We start from the raw sequence: 25,001 nt of genomic DNA on the forward strand, positions 1-25,001 counted from the left end.
AGAAACCCTGATGGTCGCCCCGCAAAGGACACTGACAATGGCCAAGGCCAAGACCAACACCGAAGACTACCTGGCGATGTACCGCCAGATGGTGCGCATTCGCACCTTCGAGGACAACGCCAACCAGCTTTACCTGTCGGCCAAGATGCCCGGCTTGACCCACATGTATTCCGGCGAAGAAGCCGTGGCCGTGGGCATCTGCGAGGCCCTGACCGACTCCGACCGCATCACCTCGACCCATCGAGGCCACGGACACTGCGTGGCAAAGGGTGCCGCGTTCAAGGAAATGTTCTGCGAGCTTCTGGGCAAGCAAGAAGGTTATTGCCGGGGCAAGGGCGGCTCCATGCACATCGCCGACCAGAGCCACGGCAACCTGGGCGCCAATGCCATCGTCGGCGGCTCCATGGGGATTGCCACGGGCTCGGCTCTGCGCTCGAAACTGCAAGGCGCAGATGACGTGACCGTCTGTTTCTTCGGCGACGGGGCCACGGCGCAGGGCCTGCTCTACGAGGTCATGAACATGGCCGCGCTCTGGAACCTGCCAGTGATCTATGCCTGCGAGAACAACGGTTATTCCGAGTACACCAAGACCGAGGAAATCGCCGCCGGGTCCATCACCGCGCGGGCCGAGGCCTTCGGTATCGAGGCCTTCAAGGTTGACGGCCAGGACGTTCTGGCGGTCAACGAGTTGACGCAAAAACTGGTGGCGCGCTGCCGCAAGGGCGAGGGGCCATTCTTCCTGGAGCTGGAAACCTACCGCTACCACGGCCACCACGTCGGCGACATCAACCGCGAATACTACCGGTCCAAGGACGAGGAAAAGGACTGGAAGGAAAACCGCGACCCGATCGTGCGTTTCCGTGGCTACCTCGTCGAACAGGGCATCGCCACCGAAGAAGAGATCGAGGCGATGAACGCCGAGATCGACAAGGATGCAACCGAGGCCGTCGCCTACGCCGAGGCCGCGAAATACCCCGACGTTTCCGAAGTCGACATGCATGTCTACGCGGACTGAGGAGAGAGAGATGCGAGAAATTACCCTGTCCCAGGCGGTGAACGAAGCCATTGCCGAGGAAATGCGCCGCGATGAAACGGTCTTCCTGATGGGCGAAGACGTGGCCGAGGCCGGCACGCCCTTCAAGGTCCTGTCGGGCCTGGTCGAGGAGTTCGGCACCCAGCGCGTCATCGACACGCCCATCGCCGAACCGGGCTTCGTCGGGCTGGCCGTGGGCGCGGCCATGACCGGCGCGCGGCCCATCGTCGACCTGATGTTCGGCGATTTCCTCTACCTGGTCATGGATCAGCTGTGCAACCAGGCGGCCAAGCAGCACTACATGTCCGGTGGCAAGCTGACCGTGCCGATGGTCCTGCGCACCAACCTCGGGGCAACGCGCCGGTCGGCCGCGCAGCACTCGCAGAGCTTGCAGGCGCTGGTGGCGCATATTCCGGGGCTGAAGGTGGCAATGCCCTCCTCGGCCTACGAGGCCAAGGGCCTGATGAAGACGGCGATCCGCGACAACAACCCGGTCGTGATCTTCGAAGACAAGCTGATGTACCAGGACAAGGCCCCGGTCCCGGAAGAGGAATTCCTGATCCCCTTTGGCGAAGCCAACGTGAAGCGCGAGGGATCGGACATCACCTTTATCGCCACGTCCTCCATGGTGCAGGTGGCCGAGAAGGCCGCTGAAATGCTGGCCGCCGACGGTATAAGCGCCGAGGTCATCGACCCGCGCACCATCGTGCCGCTGGACGAGGCCACCCTGATCGAAAGCGTCAAGAAGACCAGCCGCGCCATCGTCATCGACGAGGGCCACCAAAGCTACGGCGTGACTTCCGAAATCGCCAGCCGCCTGAACGAAAAGGCCTTCTATCACCTCGACGCGCCGGTTCTGCGCATGGGCGCGATGGACGTGCCCGTTCCGTTCAGCCCGGCACTGGAAGACATCACCGTGCCGACACCCGAGGGCGTGGCCGAGAACGCTCGCAAGCTCTGTGCTGGGGACATGATTCATGCAGCGTGACGTGACAATGCCTCAGCTGGGCATGGCTCAGGACGCAGGCAAGATCGTGTCCTGGCTGAAAGCCCCCGGCGACGCAGTCGCCAAGGGGGATGCCCTGTTCGAGGTGGAAACCGACAAGGCCACGATGGAAGTCGAGGCGCAGGCCGCGGGCTTCCTGACCGGCGTGAGCGCCAGCGAGGGCGAGGACGTGCCCGTGGGCGCGGTGATCGCCCGGATCAGCGACAGCGCCGAGGATGACACGCCTGCCCAAACGGCCGCGGCCCCCGCGGCAGAGGCCCCGGCCGATGACCTTCCCGATGGCCATAGCGTGACCATGCCACAGCTTGGCATGGCGCAGGATACCGGGCTGCTGGTGGGGTGGCTCAAATCGCCAGGTGACGCCGTCGCGGCGACGGACGTGCTTTTCGAGGTCGAAACCGACAAGAGCACCATGGAGGTCGAAGCGGGACGCGACGGATATCTCGCCGCAACGCTTGCACAGGCCGGCGAAGAGGTGCCCGTCGGCGGGCCAGTGGCGGTGATCAGCGAGGCGGCACCGGCAAACCCCGTGGCCCGCTCTGTCGCAAAGGCGGCGGCGGCACCGGCGGCGGAACCCGTCCCGACCAGGCCTCAGCCGACGCCCGAACCGTCGCGCACCGCGCAGCCGGCTGCACCGCAGCCAGCAGGCGGGCGCATACTCGCCTCGCCCAAGGCGCGGCGGCTGGCGCTGGAACAGGGGCTGGACCTGGCCCGTCTGGCCAAGGCGGGCTATCCGCAGCCCTACCATGTCAGAGACCTCGACACGTTGCGCAGCCTGCCCGCCGCCGCATCGGCCGCCGAGGTGGGCACGGCAAGTCGCCGGCTTGTGGCCGAGGTGCCCGAGGATGGCCTGCCGGGCTTCACCGCCTGGGCCGCGGGGGCGCATGGTCTTTCGGATGCCGACGCGATCCTGGCCGCGCTGGCGGCCTGCTCGATGCCTGTTCCCGGGCCGGTGGCCGTCGAACGGCAGGGACAGACGAAAACCTATGCACTGCCCGCCGGCCGAGGCCTGTCAGACGCCATGGAAACCGATGATGCCCCGGCCCTGATCCTGCGTGACCTGCGCGGCAGTCGGCTGACCAGCGTCGAAATGGGCGGCGAAGCCACCCCGGCTCTGACCCTGACACCAAAGGGTGACGGGCTGACCCTCACGCTGGAATGCGCCCCGTCCGAAATGGATGCCGCTGACGCGATCCAGCTTCTTTCCGACTTCGCGGGCCGGGTGGAGCAACCGCTCCGCCACCTGCTCTGACCCCTGGAGACCGACATGGACTACACCGATCTCTACATAAACGGCGCATGGCACGCGACCGAGACGCGCTTCGAAGTGATCAACCCCGCCACCGAAAAGGTGCTGGCCTCGGTCGCCTCGGCCGAGATCGCCGATGCCGACGCCGCGCTGGATGCCGCCGACAAAGCCATGGCCGACTGGGCCGCGCGCACCCCGCGCGAACGCTCCGAAGTGCTGCGCAGGGCATGGGAATTGATGACCGCGCGGCTGGATCACTTCGCCCATCTGATCACGCTGGAAAACGGCAAGGCGGGCGTCGATGCCCGCGGCGAGGCCGCCTATGCCGCCGAGTTCTTCCGCTGGTTCGCGGAAGAGGCCGTGCGCGCCGACGGGTTGATCACCCATGCGCCCGCCTCGGGCGCGCGAATCCTGGTGCAGCACAAGCCCGCCGGGCTGGCCGTGCTGATAACGCCTTGGAATTATCCGGCGGCAATGGGCACCCGCAAGATCGCCCCGGCGCTGGCGGCAGGCTGTGGTGTCATCATCAAGCCAGCCTCGGAAACGCCCCTGACAATGCTCGCGCTGATGCCCCTACTGGAAGAAGCTGGCGTGCCCAAGGGCCTGGTCAACGTGCTGCCCAGCAAACGCACCGGCGCACTGGTCGATCACATGTTGCACGACCCCCGCGTGCGGGTGGTCAGCTTCACCGGGTCGACAGGGGTGGGCCGGAAACTGTTGAAATCCGCTGCCGACCAGGTGTTGAAACCTGCGATGGAACTGGGCGGCAACGCTCCTTGCATCGTTTTCGAGGATGCAGACATCGAAAGCGCCGTCGAAGGCACCATGCTGGCCAAGATGCGCAACCTCGGCGAGGCCTGCACGGCCGCCAACCGCATTTACGTGCATCAGGACGTGGCAGAGGCGTTCACCCGTCGCCTGACCGAGCGCATGGCCGCGCTCAAGGTCGGCGACGGCACGGACCCGTCCGTGGACGTCGGCCCGCTTGTCAATGCCGATACCCGCGACAAGGTGGCCGCGTTCGTGGCCGATGCCGTGGCCAAGGGCGCAAAGGTCGAATGCGGCGGGACCACGCCCGACGGGACAGGGTATTTCTACCCGCCCACCGTGTTGTCAGGCGTCTCCGAGGATGCGGACTGCGTCCACGACGAGATATTCGGCCCCGTCGCGGCACTTCAGACCTTTTCCGACCAGGAAGAGGTGATCCGGCGCGCCAATGACACGGAATACGGCCTTGTTGCTTATGTCTTTTCCGAGGATTTCAAGCGCGCGATGCAGGTCTGCGAACGTCTTGAATTCGGCATGGTGGGCCTCAATCGCGGGCTGGTCTCCGATCCGGCGGCCCCCTTCGGTGGCGTCAAGCAGTCGGGCCTTGGCCGTGAGGGCGGGCACGAGGGCATGCTGGAGTTCATGGAAACCCAGTATATCTCGGCCAACTGGTAGGGGGTGGCAATGTCAGACATCATCGCCAGCCCCTCGACCCGCCGCCTTGCGCGTGACAATGATGTGGATATCGAGGCCCTCGCCAGGCGCCTTGGCCGCACCACGATCGGCCCCGAGGATATCACCGGAAATGCTTCCGCACCCGCAGGCGGCGCCGGCGACACGTCCTACTGGGACGTGGACCATAGCCAGTATGGTCCCGTGACCGAGGAACCGATGAGCCGCTTCGCGCAGGTGGCGGCGAAAAACCTTGCCGCCGCGCAGGCGCTGATACCGGCGGTCACACATCACGACCGCGCCGATGTCAGCGCAATCGAGACCTTTCGAAAGGCGCTCAAATCCGAAGCGCAGGAACGCGGTGTCAAGCTGACCGCGCTGGCCTTTCACGTGGCGGCTCTGGCCCGCAGCCTGCGGGCCTTTCCGCGCTTCAATGCCTCGCTGACGCCGGATGGCGAAACGTTGGTGCTGAAGGGCTACGTCCATATCGGGATCGCCGTGGACACGCCGCATGGCCTGATGGTGCCGGTGATCCGCGATGCGGACACCAAGGGGCTGTGGCAGATCGGCGCGGAAATCGCAGACCTGGCCACCCGAGCCCAGGCCCGCAAGATCGGACCCGATGAAATGGGCGGGGCCTCGATGACCATAACCAACCTCGGCGGGATCGGCGGTACCGCCTTCACACCCATCGTCAACCCACCCGAGGTGGCGATCCTCGGCATCACGCGAACCGAGACGATCACCCGCTGGGATGGCGACACGCCGCGCCCGGTGCCCATGGTGCCGCTGGACCTGTCCTATGATCACCGCGTGATCAACGGGGCAGATGCCGCGCGGTTCCTGGCCCACTATGCCGGGCTGATCGGTGAGCCCCGCAACATGATGATCTGAGAAGGACCGGTCCACGAAAAAAAACGGCGCCCCGCAGGGCGCCGTTTCTCGTCTTGCCGTTTCATTGCGCGGCTCAGGCCAGGTCGTAGCGGTCAGCGTTCATGACCTTGGTCCAGGCAGTGACGAAGTCCTTGACGAACTTCTCTTTCGCGTCGTCCTGGGCGTAGACCTCGGCGTAGGCCCGCAGGATTGAATTCGACCCGAACACAAGGTCCACGCGGGTGGCTGTGTAGGCGGTCTCGCCCGTCTTGCGATCGACGATGGCGTATTCGTTGCGGCCCGTCGGCTCCCACTTGAAGGACATGTCGGTCAGGGTTTCGAAAAAGTCCGTCGTCAGCGCACCGGGCGTCTTGGTAAAGACGCCATGCGCCGTCCCGCCATGGTTCGTGCCCAGAACCCGCATACCGCCGATGAGGCAGGTCATTTCCGGCGCTGTCAGGCCCATGAGCTGCGCGCGGTCCAGCAGTAGTTCCTCGGCGGTGACTTCGTAGTCCTGCTTCATGAAGTTGCGGAACCCATCGGCCATCGGTTCGAGATAGGCGAAGCTGTCGGCATCGGTCATCTCGTCCGTGGCATCGCCGCGGCCCGGCGCGAAAGGAACATCGATGTCGACACCAGCGGCCTTGGCCGCCTGCTCGACCCCGAGGTTGCCGGCCAGGACGATCACGTCCGCGATCGAGGCGCCGGTTTCCTTGGCGATCGGCTCCAGCTTGTCCAGAACGCGGTTCAGGCGCTCGGGCTCGTTGCCTTCCCAGTCCTTCTGCGGGGCAAGCCGGATGCGGGCACCGTTGGCGCCGCCGCGCAGGTCGGACTGACGGAAGGTCCGTGCGCTGTCCCAGGCGGTGGCGACCATGTCCGGGACAGACAGGCCGGCCTCGGCGATCCGGGCCTTCACTGCAGCCACATCATAGACGTCAGACCCGCTCGGCACGGGATCCTGCCAGATCAGGTCCTCTTGCGGGGCATCAGGCCCGATGTAGCGAATGCGCGGGCCCAGGTCGCGGTGGGTCAGCTTGAACCAGGCGCGGGCGAAGGTGTCGGCGAAGTAGTCCGGATCGGCGATGAACTTCTCGCAGATGGCGCGATAGGTCGGATCCATCTTCATGGCCATGTCCGCATCGGTCATCATCGGCATGACACGCTTGGTCGGGTCGGTGGTGTCGACCGGCATGTCCTCTTCGCGGATGTCGATCGGGCGCCACTGGTTGGCCCCGGCGGGCGACTTGGTCAGTTCCCACTCGTAGCCGAAAAGCAGGTCGAAATACCCCATGTCCCACTGGGTGGGATTGGTCGTCCAGGCGCCTTCGATCCCGCTGGTCACGGCATTGGTCGCCTTGCCATCCAAGTTCGGATTGACCCAGCCGAAGCCCTGCGTTTCCACGTCGGCCGCTTCGGGTTCGGCGCCCAGCGCCTCGGCGTCGCCGTTGCCGTGGGCCTTGCCGACGGTGTGGCCACCAGCGGTCAGCGCAGCGGTTTCCTCGTCATTCATGGCCATGCGGGCGAAGGTCACGCGCACCTGCTCGGCGGTGTTCATCGGGTCGGGCTGACCGTTCACACCCTCGGGGTTCACGTAGATCAGGCCCATGTGGACCGCGGCCAGGGGGTTTTCCAGTGTCTCGGGACGCATGATGTCCTCGTAGCGTTCGCTGGCATCCCCCACGAATTCTTTCTCGGATCCCCAGTAGACATCCTTTTCGGGGTGCCAGATATCCTCGCGTCCGAAGGAAAAGCCATAGGTTTTCAGCCCCATGGATTCATAGGCCATGGTACCCGAAAGCAGGATCAGGTCCGCCCAGGACAGCTTGCTGCCGTACTTCTTCTTGACAGGCCACAACAGGCGGCGCGCCTTGTCCAGGTTGCCGTTGTCGGGCCAGGAATTCAGCGGAGCGAACCGGATATTGCCGTGGCCGCCGCCGCCGCGCCCGTCCTGAATGCGGTAGGAGCCAGCCGAGTGCCAGGCCAGGCGGATCATCAGTCCGCCGTAATGGCCCCAGTCTGCCGGCCACCAGTCCTGGCTGTCGGTCAGCAGCGCCTTGACGTCTTCCTTGACCGCTTCGAAGTCCAGCTCCTTGACCTCTTCACGGAAGTCGATGTCGACCAGCGGATCCGGCTTGCGGTCGTGCTGGTGCAGAATGTCGAGGTTGAGCGTCTTGGGCCACCAGGCGGTGACCGAGGGTTCGGTGGACGTCAGCCCGCCATGCATCACAGGGCATTTGCCCGCCTTATCAATGTCGTTTCCGTCCATCTTTTCCTCCGGTCATCGACTGTTGAATCATCAATGGCTATGCCATTCGCAGCTAACATAGGGGTCTTTTAGAATTAGTTTAAGTTGAATATTCTGATTGACATGATAACTTTCCCTTATGTCTTCACTGACCCTCAAGCAGATGCGCTATTTCGAGGCCCTGGCCCGGCACGGCCATTTCGGCCAGGCCGCCGCGGCCTGTGCCATCAGCCAACCCGCCCTGTCCATGCAGATCAAGGACCTCGAAGCCCGGCTGGGCACCCCGGTCTTCGAGCGTGGCCCCAGGTACGTGAGGCTGACGGCCTTTGGCGAACGCGTCGCGGCGCGGGTCCGAGATATCCTGCGCGCGGTCGAGGAGCTGGACGATCTGGCGCGCGCCGCGCGCGATCACCTGACCGGGCCGCTGCGTATAGGCGTAATTCCGACCATCGCACCCTACCTGCTGCCCCGCATCGTGTCCGAGATGTCGCGCCTGCACGACGGGTTGGACATCAACGTGCGTGAAAGCCTGACCTCGACCCTGATCGAAGAACTCGCGCGGGGGCGCATCGACACGGCCATCGTGGCTCTGCCAGTGTCGGAACCGGGGCTTGAGGAGGTGGCGCTCTTCGAAGAAGATTTCGTGCTTGTCCGGCCCGGGACCGATGCCGATCAGCCCGTCCCCGCACCAGAACGCCTGCCCGAGATGCGCCTTCTGTTGCTGGAAGAAGGGCACTGTTTCCGCGAGCAGGCCCTGTCGTTCTGCAACCGCTCGGCCCAGGCCCCGCGCGAGGTGCTGGACGGCTCGACCCTGTCGACGCTGGTGCAGATGGTCGGCGCCGGGATCGGCATCACCCTGATCCCCGAAATGGCCGTGCCGGTCGAGACCCGCTCGGCCCCTGTATCAGTCGCGCGGTTCCCCACACCCGCGCCGCGGCGCACCATCGGCATGATCTGGCGTCGGACGAACCCCCTGGCCGATCGGTTGGCGGTCATTGCCGAAGTCGTGCGGGCCGCCGCCGGGGCCGCCCCCTGACCGAGGGTCGCTACCCCATCTGCCGCACTGGCTGAATAACACTATGGCGACCGGAGAATCTGCGGTAGATTGGGCCAAGAAGAGGCGCAGAAACAGCCCGCAACGGGCCAAAGACGGCAGGCATGGCAAAGCAGGAGACGAAACAGGCGACGATCACCCTTGGGGCGGCCGGCAAGACCGACGTCCGTACCCAGTTCGGAGCCCTGTGCTATCGCATCAAGAATGGCGAGCTGCAGTTCTGCCTGATCACCAGCCGCGGCACCGGCCGCTGGATCGTACCCAAGGGCTGGCCCATGGATGGAGAGACCCCCGGCCAGGCCGCAGCCACCGAAGCCTGGGAAGAGGCGGGGTTGGAAGGGCGTGTGCGCAGCCGGCCGCTCGGTGTCTACAGCTACTACAAGAGCCACAGCGACGACGCCCTGCCCTGCGTCGCGGTAATTTTTCCGCTCAAGGTCAGGAAGGTCCACAATCGCTGGCCCGAGCGCAAGGAACGCAAGCGGCGCTGGGTCAATCGCCGCAAGGCCGCCAAGATGGTCGACGAACCCGAGTTGCGGCAAATGATCCTGTGCTTCGATCCCAAACTGGTTTGATTGCCAAGACGGGGGATCAGCCCTATTTAACCGCTAGGCAAACCACCGCGGCAGGGTCTTGATGATCCACTACACGCTCACCTGCGACCGCGACCACCAGTTCGACAGCTGGTTCCAGTCCTCGGCCGCCTACGAGAAACTGCGCGATGCGGGCCAAGTGGCCTGCGTGACCTGTGGCTCAAGCAAGGTGAGGCGCAGCCCCATGGCGCCCAGCATCGCCAGGGGTGGGGCCGATCCGGCCCCGACACTGGATGGCGCCCCGACATCGGACGCAGAGAAAGCCATGGCCGCCCTGCGCCGCCAGGTCGAGGAGAACAGCGATTACGTCGGGCCGTCGTTCGCCAGGCAGGCGCGCGCCATGCATGACGGCACCGTGCCCGAACGCGCCATCCACGGAGAAGCCAAACCGGAAGAGGCCAAGGCCCTGATCGCGGACGGCATTCCGGTGGCGCCCCTGCCCTTCATCCCCCGGCGCAAGACCAACTGACCCTGCGTCTCAGGTGCCTTGGAAATCGCAAAGGGCGTGAACTTCCATGCCCATCCTCTCCAGCCGCTTGCGCCCGCCCAGTTCCGGCAGGTCGATGACGAAGGCACAGCCCGTGACCGCGCCACCCAGCCGTTCGATCAGCTTCACGCCGGCCTCGGCGGTGCCGCCCGTGGCCAGAAGGTCATCGACCACCAGGACGGTCTGACCGGCACCGATGGCATCGTCGTGCATCTCCATCACCGCTTCGCCGTATTCAAGCTGATAGGATTTTTCGATCACCGCCCCCGGCAGCTTGCCCTTCTTGCGGATCGGCACGAACCCCTTGCCCAGCTGGTGCGCGATGGCCCCGCCAAGGATGAAGCCGCGCGCCTCCAGCCCGACGACCAGGTCGATGGGCTGACCCGCGTAGGGGTGCAGCAACTGGTCAACCGCCATGCGGAATCCGCGCGGATCGGCGAAAAGCGTCGTCACATCGCGGAACATGATCCCCGCGTGCGGGAAGTCGGGGATCGTGCGGATATAGTCCTTCACGGTCTTCATGGGCACGGGTCCTTTCGGGAAACAGTCAGAGAACGCGGCCGGCCACGGCATCCAGCTTGCGCAGCAGGTCGGGATCGCGCGCCTCGGGCGCGGTCAGGATGGCATTGTCCAGCGCCCGGTCACAGCCGCAGGGGCACGGTGCGGCATGGTCCAGTCTCTCGGGCAGCCCGGCAACCGTGCGGCGGGCCTTGTCTGCATTGGCATCCAGGGTGGCGATGATCTCGGAGATATCGACGCTGCCATGATCCGGGTGCCAGCTGTCGTAGTCGGTGATCATGGCGATTGACGCGTAGCAAAGCTCGGCCTCGCGGGCGAGCCGCGCCTCGGGCATGTTGGTCATTCCGATCACATCACAGCCCCAGACATCGCGATAGAGCGCCGATTCCGCTCGGGCCGAGAACTGCGGCCCTTCCATGGCCAAGTAGGTGCCGCCCCGGTGAACGCGCACATCCGCCGCCTGCGCGGCCTCGGCACAGGACTCGGCCAGCCGGTTACAGACCGGCTGCGCCAGGCTGACATGGGCCACACAGCCGGTACCGAAGAAGCTGCGCGCACGGCCGATTGTACGGTCGATGAATTGCTCGACGACGACGAAATCCCCCGGCGCCATCTCCTCGCGGAACGACCCGCAGGCCGAAACGCTGACCAGGTCGGTGCAGCCCAGCCGCTTGAGCGCGTCGATATTGGCGCGGTATGGCACGGTGCCAGGCGCATGGACATGTCCGCGCCCGTGGCGCGGCAGGAAAGCAAGCCTTACGCCATCGATCTCGCCCAGAAGGATATCGTCCGACGGCGCGCCCCAAGGGGTCGCGACCGGGTGCCATTCGGCCCGCTCCAGTCCCGGCAGCTGGTACAGACCCGAGCCCCCTATTATCCCGATCATGGCAGCCATCGCACCCTCCGTCGCTGTCCTTGGCCACCTTGCCCAAACCCGCCCCGGTTGTGAAGCGGGCAATCCCCCGGAGCGGGTTGTAATAACGCCGAAATTTCGGGCACCAGGGAGAGCGAGCGATGCCGCACCGTCATGTATCGCCCGGCCGGGCAAGCGCGAAGTCCTCGCGCACGGCCGTATAGTCGCTGTAGCCCAACCGGGCGAGCGGGCTGAACCGCGTCACGTCGAACCGCCCCCCGACCAGGCAATCGTCGCGCATGTGCACGCCTTTCACCTCGCCGAAAACGACGAGATTCGCCGCACCAGGCAATGCGACGATCCGCGTCAGAGTGCACTCCAGCACCGCCGGGGCCTCGGCCACGCGGGGGCAGTCGATGGTCTCGCATCCTGCCTTGGCGATACCGGCCTTGGCGAATTCGTCCACCTCGCGCGCCAAGCCGCCCGAGGTGCGGTTCATCGCCTCGCGTGCCGCGTACTCCACGATATTGACGGCAAAAACGCCGGTGTCGCGAATATTGGCCACGCTGTCCTTGGTGCCCGCCCGATCGGGCTTGGCCGAGGTCGAGGCAAACATGACCTGCGGCGGCGCATAGGCGACCGCGTTGAAAAAGGAATAGGGCGCCAGGTTGTCCACCCCGTCCGCCCCGCGGGTCGAGATCCAGCCGATCGGCCGCGGCGCCACGATGGCCCCGAAGGGGTTGTGCGGCAGGCCGTGGCCGATTTCGGGGCGGTAGAACATCAGTCTCTCCAAGCGTTTGCCGTGGTATGGCCCCCATGCTACCGAGCATCGCGGAAACAACAAGAAAGACCGGCGCATGAACCTGCGTCCCGAACGCGACGAGGACTGGTGGGAGGTCGAGGCGCTCTTCGACCTGTGTTTCGCGCCGGGGCGCGAGGCCCTGTCGTCCTATCGGCTGCGCGACGGGGTGCCTCCCGTGGGCCCGCTCTGCATCGTGGCACGCGACGCCGATGGCATCCTGGGCGGCGCGATCCGGGGCTGGCCAGTGTGGATCGGCACAGCACGAGCGATCCTGCTGGGCCCGGTCGCCGTTCACCCCACGCGCCAGGGCGAGGGGCTGGGAGGCTGGCTGATCCGCGCGCAGGTGGCCGAAGCGGCCCGCCAAGGCTGGGAGAGGGTCATGCTGGTCGGCGATGCGCCCTATTACGCGCGCTTCGGGTTCGAACCCTTGCAGGGCGTGCACATGCCCCCGCCCACCAACCCCGACCGAGTGCTTGGCCTTGGCCTGACACCCGGCGCCTGGGCCGGGGTCTCCGGCGAGGTTTCGCGCGCGCGCGAAGAGGGTGATTGAAAAGCCCGCCGCCCTTCCCATCTTCAATTCATGACAGCCGAACCCGAGTCCATGCGCCTGGTCAATCCCGACCCGGCGCAGCCGCCGCTGGACGACGCGGCCCGCGCCACCATCAAGGCCCTGGCCGCGCAACAGCATGCGGCGGGCACAGTGCTGATGCAGGTGATCAATTTCGTTGGCGGGCAGGTCGAGGACGGGCTGAAGCTTTTGCCGGGCGCGCAGCTTGCCCGGATCGAGAGCGCCGCCAGTGCCGCCTTGCGCCAGTCCTACGACCTGGCCGGTCAGAGCCGGCGCGGCGCCATGGCCGGCCTTGCCGCATCTGAGTCCGGACACCGGGCGCTGGCCATGATCTCGGGTGCGCTGGGCGGCATGGGTGGGCTGCCCACGGCGCTGGCCGAGCTTCCGGTGGCCACCACGGTGATCTTCCGCTCGGTCCAGTCCGTGGCCGAGGCCCACGGCGAGGACCCCAAAAGCGAGGAAACCCGTCTGCAATGCCTTCAAGTCTTCGGCGCCGGCGGGCCGGGCACGGGCGACGATGGCATAGACACCTCGTTCATCGGCGCACGGCTGACCCTGACAGGCCCGGCGCTCAACAAGCTGCTGGCGCGGATCGCGCCGCGCTTCGCCTCGGTCATCGGCCAGAAACTGGCCGGCCAGGCGGTGCCGGTGCTGGGCGCTGCGGCCGGGGCGGGCACCAACTATGCCTTCATGGACTATTACACCCGCATCGCCCGGGTGCATTTCGGGCTGCGCAAGTTGGCCCGGACCCACGGTGAAGAGGCCGTGCTGACGGCCTTTCACGCCGAACTGGCACGGCTGCGGCGCCCGGCGATCCGGCGTTAGCCCCGCAGCGCCTCGATCACGGCATGACGCACGGACTGTTCGCCCCTCGCGCGGGCGCCGTCCATGGCCGACTTGACATCACCCAGATCCACCTGGTGGAGCAGGTGCTTGACCGGCCCGATCGAGGCCGGGCGCATTGACAGCGACCGCAAGCCCAGGGCGGCGAAGCACACCGCCTCGATCGGCCGGCCGGCATCCTCGCCGCAAAAGCTGACGGGCGTGCCCAGCACCGCGCAGCGGTCTATCAACTGTTCGAGGAAGGTCAGGAAACTGACGTTGAGCGTATCATAGCGCCGCCGCACGCGCTCGTTCTCGCGGTCGGCGGCAAAGAAGAACTGCTTGAGGTCATTGCCCCCGATAGACAGGAAATCCACATCGCGGAAGAACTGGTCGGGCGCAAAGGCCAGGCTTGGGGTTTCCAGCATCGCCCCCACCTCCACGCTGTCGGGCAACGGATGGCCCAGGCGGCGTTCACGGTCCATGGCCTTGTCGAACTCGGCCCGGGCATCGCAGAATTCCTGCAACTGGGCCACGAAGGGGAACATCACCGTCAACGGCCGCCCCGCGGCGGCGCGGATGAGGGCCTGCAGCTGCATCCGCAGCACGCCCGGTTTGTCGAGACCCACACGGATCGCGCGCCAACCCATGGCCGGGTTCGGTTCGTCGTTGGGCTTCATGTAGGTCAGAACCTTGTCGGACCCGATATCCAGCGTACGGAAGGCCACGCGCTTGCCGCCCGCGGCATCCATGACCCGGGCGTAAAGCGCCGACAGCTCGGCCCGCTTCGGCATCTGGTTGCGGATCAGGAATTGCAGCTCGGTCCGGAACAGGCCCACGCCGTCGGCCCCCGACGAGGGCAGCGAGGGCAGATCGGCCATCAGCCCGGCATTCATGCTCAGGGAAACGGTCTGGCCGCAGCGGGTCGTGGCGGGTTGGTCCACCAACGAGGCATAGCGTTCCTGCGCCGCCGCCTGCATGGCGATCTTGTCGCGAAAGGCCGAGCGCACGGTGTCGTCGGGCCGCAGGTGCACGATCCCCTGTTCACCGTCCACGAGGATGGGGTCACCGTTCAACGCCTCGGTGGTTATGTTCTTGGCATGGATCACCAGCGGAATCGCCCAGGCGCGCGCGACCACTGCGGCATGGCTGCCGACCGAGCCTTCCTCGAGCACGATGCCCTTGAGCACCTTTCCGTAGTCCAGCAGTTCGCCCGGGCCGATGTTGCGGGCCACCAGCACGGGGTTCTGGGGCAGTTCGGCCCCGGTGTCGCTGCCCTGCCCGGTCAGGATCCGCAGCAGCCGATTGGACAGGTCGTCGAGGTCGTGCAACCGGTCGCGCAGGTAGGCATCCTTCGACTGCGCCATGCGGGTTCGAGCGAGGGACTGCTCCTTTTCCACCGCCGCCTCGGCCGACAGACCGTTGTCGATGTCGTCCTCCATCCGCTTTAGCCAGCTGCGCGAATTGGCAAACATCCGGTAGGCCTCGAGCACATCCTTCTGGTCGGCACTGGCGCCGGAATTGCGCGCCAGCATCTGGTCCACCGACAGCCGCAGGGTGTCGATGGCCCCCGACAGGCGGGTCTTTTCGGTGTCGGGATCGTCGGCGATGGGATTGGTGACAACCACGCGCGGCTCGTGCAGGAAGACATTGCCGCCCGCGGCGCCTTCTTGTGCGACCGTGCCGCGGAACATCACCGGCTGCTGGTGGCGCGCGGAAAGTGCCGCACCCTCGCCCACGAAAGCGCCGAGTTCCGTCATCTCGGCCAACACCATGGCCACGACTTCCAGCGCATAGACCTCGTCGGCGGTGAACTCGCGCACCGCCCGGGACTGCACCACCAGAACCCCCATGGTGTCGCCCAGCCTCTGGATCGGGACGCCGCAAAAGCTGGAAAACCGCTCTTCGCCGGTCTCGGGCATGTAGCGGAACCCCCGGGCGGCCGGGGCATCGGCGGTGTTGATCACGTCGCGCGCCTTGGCGACGCGGCCCACCAGCCCCTCTCCCACGCGCATGCGGGTCTGGTGAACAGCCTCGGGCGAGAGACCCTCGGTCGCGCAAAGCTCCAGCGTTTCGGCATCGCGGAAAAGGTAGATGGAACAGACCTCGGTGCGCATCGAACCGGCGATCAGCGCCACGATCCGGTCCAGACGCTCCTGGCCGGCATCGTCGTCGGCCATGGCATCGCGCAGCCGGCCAAGCAGCTTGCGGCTTTCGGTTTCGAAGCTCTCGGGCATGTCCCTCGTCCCTGCCGGTATTCTGCCGGGCATTCGGTTCCCATAGCAGCGCAGCTACCGCAACGAGAACCGCGCTACCGTGATCGCGACCGAAGATTGCACGGCTGGCCCCCGGTTGTCACGCGCCATGCGCTGGCGTCCGACGTCACTCCACCTTTTCCAGTTCGAAGGCGTCGTGCAGGGCCTGCACCGCGAGTTCCATGTACTTGCGGTCCACCAGCACGCTGATCTTGATTTCCGAGGTGGCGATGACCTTGATGTTGATCCCCTCCTGCGAGAGCGTCTTGAACATGGTCGCGGCCACGCCGGACTGGCTGCGCATCCCGATACCGACGGCGCTGATCTTGGCCACGTCCGTGTCCGCCACGAGGTCATGATAATTGATGTCGCCCCCCGCCTTGGCCACGTTCAGGGCTTTCTCGGCGCGGGGGACCTGGTCCACCGGGCAGGAAAAGGTCATGTCGGTGCGACCCTCTTCGGAGATGTTCTGGATGATCATGTCCACGTTCACCCCCGCATCGGACAAGGGTCCGAAAATGGCGGCGGCGATGCCGGGACGGTCGGCCACCGAGATCAGGGTCATCTTGGCCTCTTCACGGCTATAGGCGATGCCGGATACGGGGCGGTTTTCCATCACGTCCTCCTCGTCGCAGACCAGGGTGCCGGCCGCGTCGGATTGTTCCTCGAAACTGCTGAGCACCCGCAGTTTCACGTTGTAGCGCATGGCCAGCTCGACCGAGCGGGTCTGAAGCACCTTGGCCCCTAGGCTGGCCAGTTCCAGCATTTCCTCGAAGGCGATGCGGTCCAGTTTGCGGGCCTTGGCCGCGATGCGCGGATCGGTGGTGTAGACGCCATCCACGTCCGTATAAATGTCGCAACGCTCCGCATCGAAAGCCGCGGCGAAGGCCACCGCGGTGGTGTCGCTGCCGCCCCGACCCAGCGTGGTGATCCGGCCCTCGGGGCTGACGCCCTGGAAGCCGGCCACGACGGCCACGCGCATCCCCCCGGCGAACTTTCCGGCAATGTTGTCCGTGGGGATCTCCTCGATCCTGGCGGCGGAATGGGCGCTTGTCGTCCGCACGGGCACTTGCCAGCCCTGCCAGCTGCGCGCGGGAACGTCCATTTCCTGAAGGGTCAGCGCCATCAGCCCGGCGGTGACATTCTCGCCGGAACTGACGATCGCGTCGTATTCGCGGGCATCGTAAAGCGGACTGGTGTCGCTGACATAGCCCACAAGCTTGTTCGTCTCGCCCGCCATGGCCGAGACGATGACGATGACGTCATAGCCCTTGGCGACCTCGACGCCGACGCGCTTGGCCGCACGGCGGATGCGGTCGGGGGTGGCGACGCTCGTACCGCCGAATTTCATCACGAGAACTGGCATGTGCGGCCCTTGGTTCGATCCGCGCCCTGATATGCGCAAGCCCGCCCGAGGGCAAGCGTCACCACCCGCGCAGCACCGCGCCGGGATTCAGGATGCACCGCGGATCCAGCGCCTGCTTGATGGCGCGCATCGTGGCCAGTTTGACCGGGTCGGCATAGCGCTCCAGGTCGGCCACTTTCAGCCGTCCCACCCCGTGTTCAGCACTGACCGACCCGCCCATCTCGTGCGTCAGGTCATGCACCGCGCGCTTGACCGCTGCGCGCTTGTCCGCGTGGTCGGCGCGGCTGCGGCCCGGCCGTGGGAAAACGTTGTAATGCAGGTTGCCGTCGCCCAGGTGGCCGAAACAATTGATTCGGAAATCGCCGACCTCGGCCAGCCTGCCGGGGGCCTGCGCGATAAAGTCGGGGATCGCGGACAGCGGCAGCGAAATGTCATGCGACGACACCGCGCCGATGGCACGGTTGGCCGCCGGGATGCTCTCGCGGATTGTCCAGAGGTCGCGCGCCTGCTGCAACGACTGGGCGATGGTCCCGTCACGGGCGAGGCCCCGCTGCTGCGCGGCGGCGAACAGCGCCTCCAGCGCGCCCTGTGCATCCTGCCCGGCGCCCAGGCCGACCTCGGTCAGGACACACCACTCGGGCACCGCGTCCAAGGGTCGCGGATGGTCGATCCCGGCCTCGGCCAGGAAGTCGAAGCCCTGCCGGTGTATCAGTTCGAAGGCCGAGACCGTCTCGCCCAGTTGCGCTCCGGCCAGCGCCAGAAGATCCAGCGCCGCAGCGGGATCGGGCACGGCGATCAGCGCGGTCGCTGTCTCAACCGGGCGCGGCATCAGTTTCAGCGTTGCCGCTGTAATGATGCCCAATGTGCCCTCGGCCCCGATCATGAGGTCGCGCAGGTCGTATCCGGTGTTGTCCTTGCGCAATCGCGACAGCCCGTGCCAGACGGTGCCATCGGCCATGACGACCTCCAGCCCAAGGCATTGCGCCCGCGCGTTGCCATACCGGATCACGTTCAGCCCACCTGCGTTGGTGGCCAGCAGCCCGCCGATCCGCGCCGACCCCTCCGAGGCCAGAGACAGGGGGAACAGGCGGTCCGCGCCCTCCGCCGCCGCCTGGATATCGGCCAGGATCGCGCCCGCCTCGACTTCCATCGCGTTTTCTTGAGGGTGAACCGCGCGGATCGCCGCCATGCGGTGCAGCGACAGGATAACCGGGGCCGGATCGGATTCGGTGATCTGGCCGCCGACAAGGCCCGTTCCCCCACCATAAGGGATGATCCCGACAGCGGCCCGATCACACAGGCGCACGACGGCCGCAACCTCTTGGGTGGTCGCCGGGGCCACGACCAGCCCCTTCCCCTGCCAGCGCCCGCGCGGCTCTCGCAAGTAGGAAGAGGCGTCGTCAGGCAGACCCTCTTGCCCCAACCTGTCGCTCAGCTTCGATTTGAGCTCGGGGTTAACGGCGTTCAACATGGGTCGGGTCAAAGCATGTGCGCACGCTTGGGGCAAGTCACTCTGACAGGAACTCGGGCTCAAGCACCATGACCGTTCGCCGCGACGGCAGGCTGTCCAGCGACAGGGTGATCCCGGACCCGCCGGTGCGCACGATGTCGTAGCCACTGACCTCCATGTCATCGAGAAAGGCGTTCAGCGTGCTGCGCCCGAACCAGTGCATCGGGATCACCACCGAGGACCGCAACCGATCCATGACCCGCAACAAAGTCTCGTGGCGCAGTGTCAGTCCGCCATCCACCGCAGCCATCACCACGTCGAGACGCCCCAGCATGGCATATTGCGTATCGTCGGGTTCATGGTGCAGGTGTCCCAGGTGGCCGACGCAGAGCCCGGCCACCTCGAAGACGAAGATTGAATTGCCGTTCTCTCGCACCGTGGGCCCGTTGGACCGAACATCGGTGTGCACGTTGCGGATCAGCATTTCGCCCAGGTCCAGCTCGTGATCGCGCGGCTGGCCATTCAGTTCCCAGCCTTCCAGAACATGGGGGATCGCCGGGTCCGGCGCGCTGGTGAAGTGGGTGGAATGGGCGTTGTTCATGGTCACCACGTCGGGGGTGAAATCCACGTTGCCATACCAGCCGGTGAAATCGGTCATTGCCGAAAGCCTCTCCGACTGGATCAGGAACATGGCATGATCGACGTAGGTTATTCGCACCGTGTCCTGCGCGACCGGGTCGCGAAAACTGGCGCGGTGCAGGTAGTCAATGCCGGGCGCCTGCGCGAAGGCGCGGCAATGCGACGGGATACGATCCTGCGCCGAGACGGCGCCGGCGGTGACAAGACAGACAAGCGACAGGATGTAGCGGATCATGACAGGGCCTCCTGATCCTAGGATAGCGCAGCCGCACGGAAAGTCAGATATTTATGCGCGCCCGAGGGACGCCTCCTGTCACGAAAGAAGGACCCGCATGCCGCTCGGGGGCATGCGGGCCGGCTCTGCCATTGGCTCGGCGCTGCTTCAGTTTTCCATGCGATCCGTCAGATCGGCGCGCAGCTCCGGATCATTCTGGGCCAGTTCGATGATCTCGACATAGCGGTCGACGTCGATATCTGGCGTCTCGTTCACCGCGGCCATCATCTCGGTACGGGCCTCTTCCATCAGCTGTTGCTGCTGGGCCTGGTCGCCTTCGGCCTCATCGAGCCGCGCGGCGTAGGTCTGTTCGATCGACATGACCGCATCGACCGCCGCGACGAAGGCGTCCAGCTCAACCGCGGAAACATCGGCTGCGGCGGCAGCCTCGTCGCCGTTGGCCGCGTTGGTGTCCTGCGCAACGGCCGGGGCGGCTACCAGCGCGGAAACGGCCATCCCGGCGGCTGCGAAAGTTGTATGGAGTGTCTTTGTAAGGGTCATTCCGATCCTTTCAGGTGTGAAGTGGTTCAGAAATCAGCACTTAACGTGCTGGCACCGGGACACCAAACACCCCTGCGGAAATCCGCTGACACCACCACCCGGCGCAAGTGTGGATCAGGCGTGGGCGAATGGCACCGGACCGGCCTACCCCGCCTCGGTCTTGCCGCGCCGGTCGTGGCGCAGGTTCGCGTAGAGCACGTGGTTGCGCCAGCGCCCGTTGATCTGAAGATAGGACTGCGCCACGCCCTCGTACTTGTAGCCGCAGGTTTCCAACAGCCGGCGCGAGGCGGTGTTCTCGGGCAGGCACCCGGCTTCGATCCGGCTCAGGTCCAGCACGGTAAAGGCGTAATGCACCAGCGCCTCGATCGCCTCGCGCATGTAACCGTTCCGGGCATGGGCTGCACCGATCCAGTAGCCGGTGGTCCCGGCCTGCGCCGGACCACGCCGGATATGATCCAGGGTGATCGCGCCCAGCAGCACCGCGTCGGCGCGCCGGATCAGGAAAAGCGGCACCGCGGTGCCGTTGGCAACCGACCGCTGCGCCCAATAGACACGGTTCGTGAAGCTCTTGCGCGACAGGTGGTCGGGGGCCCAGCTGGGCTCCCACGGGGTCAGGAAGTCGCGGCTTGCCTCTCGCAGCGCCACCCAATCGCGGAAATCCGTGTGCTGGGGCGGGCGCAGAGTCATGCGCTCGGTCTCCAGCCGGAGCTTCCGCCTCTGGCGCAACATCACGCCGCGAGCCTTTCGCGCAGGGACTCCAGCGTCGGGGCGTCACCCACCGGACCATAAAGCGCCATGGCCGTGCCCGCGCGGCTCAGCATGTCGGCGCCGAAGCTGCGCACATCGCCGGTCGTCACCGCGTCGATGCGTCGTGTCGTTTCCTCGATGCTGGGCACCTTGCCCCAGATCGACAGAAGCCGCGCCAGGCGCTCGGCCCGGTTCGAGGGGCTTTCAAGGCCCATCAGCATCCCGGCCTTCATCTGGGCACGGGCGCGGGCGACCTCTTGCGCGCTCATGTCCTCGGCAGCGCGTTTCATGGTGTCGATGGTCAGATCGGCCAGTTCGCCCAGTTGCTCGCCCGAGGTTCCGGCATATACCGTCATCATGCCGGTATCCGAATAGGCGCCGGTCTGTGCAAAGATCGTGTAGCACAGCCCGCGATTTTCGCGCAGGTCCTGGAACAGGCGCGATGACATGCCGCCGCCCATGGCGATGGCATAGATCTGCGCGGCGTAGATCCGGTCGGCGCAGTAATCCGGCCCCTCGAAGGCCAGCGCGAAATGGGCCTGTTCCAGCGTCTTGTCGTGGCGCGCCTCGCCGCCACCAAAACGGGCGGGCGTCGCAACATTGGCCGGGGCGCGGGCCGGCAGGTGGCCGAAATGCGTCTCGGCCAGTTTCAGCAACTCCTGCGGGTCGACGGCCCCGGCAGCGGCCAGGATCATCTGTTCGGGGCCGTACTGATCCTGCACGAAACCGGCAAGGTCCTCGCGGGTAAACGCATTCACACGCTCGGCCGGGCCCAGGATCGGGCGTCCGATCGGCTGATCCGGGTAGGCCTGTTCCTGCAGCCAGTCGAAGATGATGTCGTCGGGCGTGTCCAGCGCCTGGCCGATCTCCTGAAGGATCACCCCGCGCTCGACCTCGATCTCGCGCTGGTCAAAGACCGGGTTGAGCAGGATATCGGCGATGACGTCCATGGCCAGGGGCACGTCCTGTTCCAGCACGCGGGCGTAGTAGGCTGTCATCTCGCGACTGGTATAGGCGTTAATGTAACCGCCCACGTCCTCGATCGCCTCGGCGATCTGAAGCGCACTGCGCTTTGCCGTCCCCTTGAAGGCCATGTGTTCGAGGAAATGTGCGATTCCGTTCTGGTCGGCCCGTTCGTGGCGCCCCCCAGCATCGACCCAGATACCCAGGGCGGCGGATTTCAGCCCGGGCATGACCTCGCAGGCAACGCGGAACCCGTTGGAAAGGGTGTGGATTTCGACAGTCACTTGGTGCGGCGCTCCCGGATCAGGGTTTCAAGGGCGGCCAAATCGTTGGCCACGGGGGTAACACGCTCAGCGCGATCATAGAGGTCGGCCATACGATCCGGCAGCGGGGGCCGGATGCCGCTGGCCTGTTCCACTGCGTCGGGGAACTTGGCCGGGTGGGCGGTGGCCAGCGTGATCATCGGCGTCGCCCCCAGATACGCCTCGGCCACCTCGACGCCCACGGCGCTGTGCGGGCACAGAAGCTCGCCCGAGCGGGCGATCTCGGCGCGAATGCGCGCCAGGGTCTGCTTTTCCGTCGCCCGGCCGCTGTCGAAACTCTCGCGCAGCATCTCGATGGCGCCCTGCCCCACGGTGAAACCACCCTTGTCGCGCAACTCGTCCATCTGCGCGGCCACGACAGCCCCGTCGCGGCCATAGGCCTCGAACAGGGCCCGTTCGAAATTGGACGACACCTGGATATCCATCGAGGGGCTGATCGAGGGCATCACACCCTCTTTCAACTGGGCGCCGGTCTGCAGCGTGCGATGCAGGATATCGTTCTGGTTCGTGGCCACCACCAGCCGGTCGATGGGCAGGCCCATGCGCTTGGCGATGTAGCCGGCGAAGATGTCGCCGAAATTGCCCGTGGGGACAGTAAAGCTGACTTTGCGGTGTGGCGCGCCGAGGCTGACGGCTGCGGTGAAGTAATAGACAACCTGGGCCAGAACCCTGCCCCAGTTTATGCTGTTGACCCCGGCCAGGCCCACCGCGTCACGGAAGGCGAAGTCGTTGAACATGTCCTTGAGGCGCGCCTGGCAATCATCGAAATCACCCTCGACGGCGAGGGCATGAACATTGGCCTCGGTCGGAGTGGTCATCTGCCGGCGCTGCACTTCGGAGACCCGGCCGTGCGGAAACAGGATGAAGACATCCACGTTGTCCAGCCCCCGGAAAGCCTCGATCGCGGCCGACCCGGTATCGCCAGAGGTGGCGCCGACGATGGTGATCCGTTTACCCGACCGGGCCAGCGCCGCCTGGAACATCTGGCCGATCAGCTGCATGGCGAAGTCCTTGAAGGCCAGCGTGGGTCCGTGGAACAGTTCAAGCAGGAAATGATTTGGTGCCAGCTGCTTGAGCGGCGCGCGCGCGGCATGGCCGAAGCCCCCGTAGGCGGTGTCGATCAGGCCACGGAACTCGGCGTCGGTGAAGGTCTCGCCGACGAAAGGGCGCATGACCTCAAAGGCGGCTTCTTCGTAGCTTTTTCCGGCCAGCGCGGCGATCTCTTCCGCGCCCAGGCGCGGGATCGTCGCCGGAACGTACAGCCCGCCGTCCCGCGCCAGGCCGGTCATCATCGTCTCTTCGAAATCCAGCGCGGGGGCGGTCCCGCGCGTTGATACGTATTTCATGCCTCAGGGTCCCCACGGCGAAGGTTGCGGCGCAGCCAGTAAAGGCTCATGGCCAGCCAGACCGCGGCCAGCAGGAACCAGGTGATCGCGTACTCCAGGTGGTCATTGGCAATGTTGACGGTGTTCACCGGCAGCGGCTCGATCCGCGGATCGAGGGCCGAGGCCCGCGACAGCACCACGAGCAGCCGCTCGGTCTCCAGACGTTCGGCCATGGGGGCCACATCACGGCCGAACCAGATATTCTCGTCTAGGTTTGGGGCTGGTGTGGAACTGTTCACGTCATCGGGCCAGAGCAGCGTGCCGGTCACCTCCATCTCGGGGCGGACCGGGGCGGTGTCCTTTGCCTCCAACGGAAGCAAGCCCTGGTCCAGCAGGATGCGGCGGCCCGTCTCGGTCTCGAAGGATGAAACCACGCGATAGCCCGTCCCCTCTTGGGTGCCCGAGACCAGCACGTGCAACTCCTCGCCCGTGGGACGGCCCGAGACGGTGACGGTGCGGTATTCGTCCTGCGCCTCGTTCACCTCGTCAGGCAGGGGCACCGGGCCGGCCGCCATGCGCGCATTGATCCCGGCCAGAACGCCCTCTTTCCACTCCAACCGATCCATCTGCCAGAATCCCAGCCAGAGCAGCACGGCGAAGCCCCCCAGGCCGACGAGGATTGAAAACAGGAGTTTTCGCATCAAGACATCCGTGATTGCGGTGCATGTACGGCAAAAACGCGCGGGGCATTGGCGCCCCGCGCGTCTTGTCCTGTCCGCCGGCGGGGGTCAAGACCCGCCACCGCGAAAGGCGCTAGGCGCCCCAGACGTAGATCGAGGCGAAGAGGAACAGCCAGACCACGTCCACAAAGTGCCAGTACCAGGCGGCGGCCTCGAAACCGACGTGCTTTTCCGGCGTGAAATGCCCCTTGTAGACGCGGATCAGGCAGACCAGCAGGAAGATGGTGCCGATGATCACGTGCGCCCCGTGGAATCCGGTCGCCATGAAGAAATTCGCGCCATAGATGTTGCCCGCGAGGCCGAAGGCCGCGTGGCTGTATTCATAAGCCTGGAAGCCGGTAAAGATCAGGCCGAGCAGCACCGACAGGATCAACCCGTTCTTCATGTCCTCGCGGTTGTTCTCATGCACGAGAGCGTGGTGTGCCCATGTCGCGGCAGCACCCGAGCACAGCAGGATCAGCGTGTTGATCAGTGGCAGGTGCCAGGGATCGAAGGTCTCGATACCGACGGGGGGCCAGACGCCGTCCACTGCAGGGCTTTGCGGACCCATCGGGTACATGGCGTGCTTGAAAAAGCTCCAGAACCAGGCGGCGAAGAACATGACCTCTGACATGATGAACATGATGAAGCCGTAGCGCAGCCCGATACGCACGACGGGGGTATGATCCCCCTGCTGGCTTTCGGCGACGACATCGGCCCACCAGCCGAACATGGTGTAAAGCACCGCCACCAGGCCGATCAGGAACATCCAGGGCGCCGACCCATCCATCCAGAGCACCGCCCCGAACAGCATCACGAAAGCGCCCACGGACCCTAGGAAGGGCCAGATGGAGGGGTTGAGAATGTGGTAGTCGTGGTTCTTTTCGTGCGCCATTTT

The 25,001-nt window shown here is 65.7% G+C and carries 24 protein-coding genes; 10 read left to right on the forward strand and 14 right to left on the reverse strand.

The window, feature by feature from the left end:
* Positions 1–37 precede the first annotated feature (37 nt).
* Genes VJ897_RS09065 through VJ897_RS09085 form a run of 5 tightly spaced genes read left to right on the forward strand, consistent with a single transcriptional unit; the run spans position 38 to position 5,622 of the window.
* Positions 38–1,015: a thiamine pyrophosphate-dependent dehydrogenase E1 component subunit alpha gene (locus tag VJ897_RS09065; RefSeq protein ID WP_324055283.1), complete on the forward strand. Its 978-nt coding sequence runs from the start codon at positions 38–40 to the stop codon at positions 1,013–1,015.
* A gap of 10 nt (positions 1,016–1,025) precedes the next feature.
* Positions 1,026–2,021 (forward strand): alpha-ketoacid dehydrogenase subunit beta, encoded by a 996-nt coding sequence (locus tag VJ897_RS09070; RefSeq protein ID WP_324055285.1) that lies wholly within the window; start codon positions 1,026–1,028, stop codon positions 2,019–2,021.
* The gene (locus tag VJ897_RS09075) at positions 2,011–3,291 is read left to right on the forward strand and encodes a biotin/lipoyl-containing protein (RefSeq protein WP_324055287.1); all 1,281 of its coding nucleotides are present in this window, start codon (positions 2,011–2,013) and stop codon (positions 3,289–3,291) included. Before VJ897_RS09070 ends, VJ897_RS09075 begins: the two co-directional genes overlap by 11 nt.
* A 15-nt stretch (positions 3,292–3,306) precedes the next feature.
* Positions 3,307–4,731, forward strand: coding sequence for an NAD-dependent succinate-semialdehyde dehydrogenase (locus tag VJ897_RS09080; protein WP_324055289.1), 1,425 nt, complete (start codon positions 3,307–3,309; stop codon positions 4,729–4,731).
* A gap of 9 nt (positions 4,732–4,740) precedes the next feature.
* Positions 4,741–5,622 carry a 2-oxo acid dehydrogenase subunit E2 gene (locus VJ897_RS09085; protein WP_324055291.1) on the forward strand — a complete coding sequence of 294 codons (882 nt, stop codon included), beginning with the start codon at positions 4,741–4,743 and terminating at the stop codon, positions 5,620–5,622.
* 73 nt (positions 5,623–5,695) lie between these two features.
* On the opposite strand, the gene katG is transcribed toward VJ897_RS09085, so the two are convergent.
* Positions 5,696–7,867, reverse strand: coding sequence for a catalase/peroxidase HPI (gene katG, locus VJ897_RS09090; protein WP_324055292.1), 2,172 nt, complete (start codon positions 7,865–7,867; stop codon positions 5,696–5,698).
* A 118-nt stretch (positions 7,868–7,985) separates the two neighbouring features.
* Here katG and VJ897_RS09095 point away from each other — a divergent pair, with 118 nt between their 5' ends.
* The 3 genes from VJ897_RS09095 (at position 7,986) to VJ897_RS09105 (ending at position 9,959) form a co-directional block, all read left to right on the forward strand.
* Positions 7,986–8,882 carry a hydrogen peroxide-inducible genes activator gene (locus VJ897_RS09095; protein WP_324055293.1) on the forward strand — a complete coding sequence of 299 codons (897 nt, stop codon included), beginning with the start codon at positions 7,986–7,988 and terminating at the stop codon, positions 8,880–8,882.
* A 122-nt stretch (positions 8,883–9,004) separates the two neighbouring features.
* Positions 9,005–9,472, forward strand: coding sequence for an NUDIX hydrolase (locus tag VJ897_RS09100; protein ID WP_324055294.1), 468 nt, complete (start codon positions 9,005–9,007; stop codon positions 9,470–9,472).
* A 61-nt stretch (positions 9,473–9,533) separates the two neighbouring features.
* Positions 9,534–9,959, forward strand: a complete 426-nt coding sequence (locus tag VJ897_RS09105; RefSeq protein ID WP_324055295.1) for a DUF1178 family protein — start codon at positions 9,534–9,536, stop codon at positions 9,957–9,959.
* Between the two features lie 9 nt (positions 9,960–9,968).
* Here the strand turns inward: VJ897_RS09105 and VJ897_RS09110 are convergent, their stop codons facing one another.
* The 3 genes from VJ897_RS09110 to VJ897_RS09120 form a co-directional block, all read right to left on the reverse strand.
* A complete protein-coding gene (locus tag VJ897_RS09110; RefSeq protein WP_324055296.1) occupies positions 9,969–10,499 on the reverse strand; it encodes an adenine phosphoribosyltransferase in 531 nt (176 codons plus the stop codon).
* A 25-nt stretch (positions 10,500–10,524) separates the two neighbouring features.
* Positions 10,525–11,391 (reverse strand): S-methyl-5'-thioadenosine phosphorylase, encoded by an 867-nt coding sequence (locus VJ897_RS09115; protein WP_324055297.1) that lies wholly within the window; start codon positions 11,389–11,391, stop codon positions 10,525–10,527.
* Positions 11,392–11,521: 130 nt separating this feature from the next.
* Complete coding sequence (locus VJ897_RS09120; protein WP_324055298.1) at positions 11,522–12,130, reverse strand: flavin reductase family protein; 609 nt, start codon at positions 12,128–12,130, stop codon at positions 11,522–11,524.
* A 76-nt stretch (positions 12,131–12,206) separates the two neighbouring features.
* Here VJ897_RS09120 and VJ897_RS09125 point away from each other — a divergent pair, with 76 nt between their 5' ends.
* Both VJ897_RS09125 and VJ897_RS09130 read left to right on the forward strand, forming a co-directional pair.
* Positions 12,207–12,701, forward strand: a complete 495-nt coding sequence (locus VJ897_RS09125; protein ID WP_324055299.1) for a GNAT family N-acetyltransferase — start codon at positions 12,207–12,209, stop codon at positions 12,699–12,701.
* A gap of 30 nt (positions 12,702–12,731) precedes the next feature.
* Entirely contained in the window at positions 12,732–13,544 is an 813-nt protein-coding gene (locus tag VJ897_RS09130) for an EcsC family protein (protein ID WP_324055300.1), read from the forward strand.
* Here VJ897_RS09130 and ptsP read toward each other — a convergent pair.
* The 10 genes from ptsP to VJ897_RS09180 all read right to left on the reverse strand — a co-directional run bounded on the left by ptsP (position 13,541) and on the right by VJ897_RS09180 (position 24,998).
* On the reverse strand, positions 13,541–15,778 hold the full coding sequence (gene ptsP / locus VJ897_RS09135; RefSeq protein ID WP_324055301.1) for a phosphoenolpyruvate--protein phosphotransferase: 2,238 nt from the start codon (positions 15,776–15,778) through the stop codon (positions 13,541–13,543). The two genes, VJ897_RS09130 and ptsP, sit on opposite strands and share 4 nt — an antisense overlap.
* A 145-nt stretch (positions 15,779–15,923) precedes the next feature.
* Positions 15,924–17,162 (reverse strand): aspartate kinase, encoded by a 1,239-nt coding sequence (locus tag VJ897_RS09140; protein WP_324055302.1) that lies wholly within the window; start codon positions 17,160–17,162, stop codon positions 15,924–15,926.
* A gap of 58 nt (positions 17,163–17,220) precedes the next feature.
* Complete coding sequence (locus VJ897_RS09145; protein WP_324055303.1) at positions 17,221–18,633, reverse strand: FAD-binding oxidoreductase; 1,413 nt, start codon at positions 18,631–18,633, stop codon at positions 17,221–17,223.
* 37 nt (positions 18,634–18,670) lie between these two features.
* Positions 18,671–19,486: an MBL fold metallo-hydrolase gene (locus tag VJ897_RS09150; RefSeq protein WP_324055304.1), complete on the reverse strand. Its 816-nt coding sequence runs from the start codon at positions 19,484–19,486 to the stop codon at positions 18,671–18,673.
* A gap of 147 nt (positions 19,487–19,633) precedes the next feature.
* Complete coding sequence (locus VJ897_RS09155; protein ID WP_324055305.1) at positions 19,634–20,026, reverse strand: DUF4168 domain-containing protein; 393 nt, start codon at positions 20,024–20,026, stop codon at positions 19,634–19,636.
* 144 nt (positions 20,027–20,170) lie between these two features.
* Positions 20,171–20,755: a GNAT family N-acetyltransferase gene (locus VJ897_RS09160; RefSeq protein WP_324055306.1), complete on the reverse strand. Its 585-nt coding sequence runs from the start codon at positions 20,753–20,755 to the stop codon at positions 20,171–20,173.
* On the reverse strand, positions 20,755–22,020 hold the full coding sequence (locus VJ897_RS09165) for a M16 family metallopeptidase (RefSeq protein ID WP_324055307.1): 1,266 nt from the start codon (positions 22,018–22,020) through the stop codon (positions 20,755–20,757). The genes VJ897_RS09160 and VJ897_RS09165 overlap by 1 nt, the downstream gene beginning before the upstream one ends.
* Positions 22,017–23,405 carry a threonine synthase gene (thrC, locus tag VJ897_RS09170; protein ID WP_324055308.1) on the reverse strand — a complete coding sequence of 463 codons (1,389 nt, stop codon included), beginning with the start codon at positions 23,403–23,405 and terminating at the stop codon, positions 22,017–22,019. The genes VJ897_RS09165 and thrC overlap by 4 nt, the downstream gene beginning before the upstream one ends.
* Positions 23,402–24,085 (reverse strand): SURF1 family protein, encoded by a 684-nt coding sequence (locus tag VJ897_RS09175; RefSeq protein WP_324055309.1) that lies wholly within the window; start codon positions 24,083–24,085, stop codon positions 23,402–23,404. The genes thrC and VJ897_RS09175 overlap by 4 nt, the downstream gene beginning before the upstream one ends.
* A 112-nt stretch (positions 24,086–24,197) precedes the next feature.
* Positions 24,198–24,998: a cytochrome c oxidase subunit 3 gene (locus VJ897_RS09180; protein ID WP_324055310.1), complete on the reverse strand. Its 801-nt coding sequence runs from the start codon at positions 24,996–24,998 to the stop codon at positions 24,198–24,200.
* Positions 24,999–25,001: the final 3 nt, after the last annotated feature.

Source organism: Salibaculum sp. (genome assembly GCF_035270045.1).
In the GTDB taxonomy this organism is placed as follows: domain Bacteria; phylum Pseudomonadota; class Alphaproteobacteria; order Rhodobacterales; family Rhodobacteraceae; genus Salibaculum.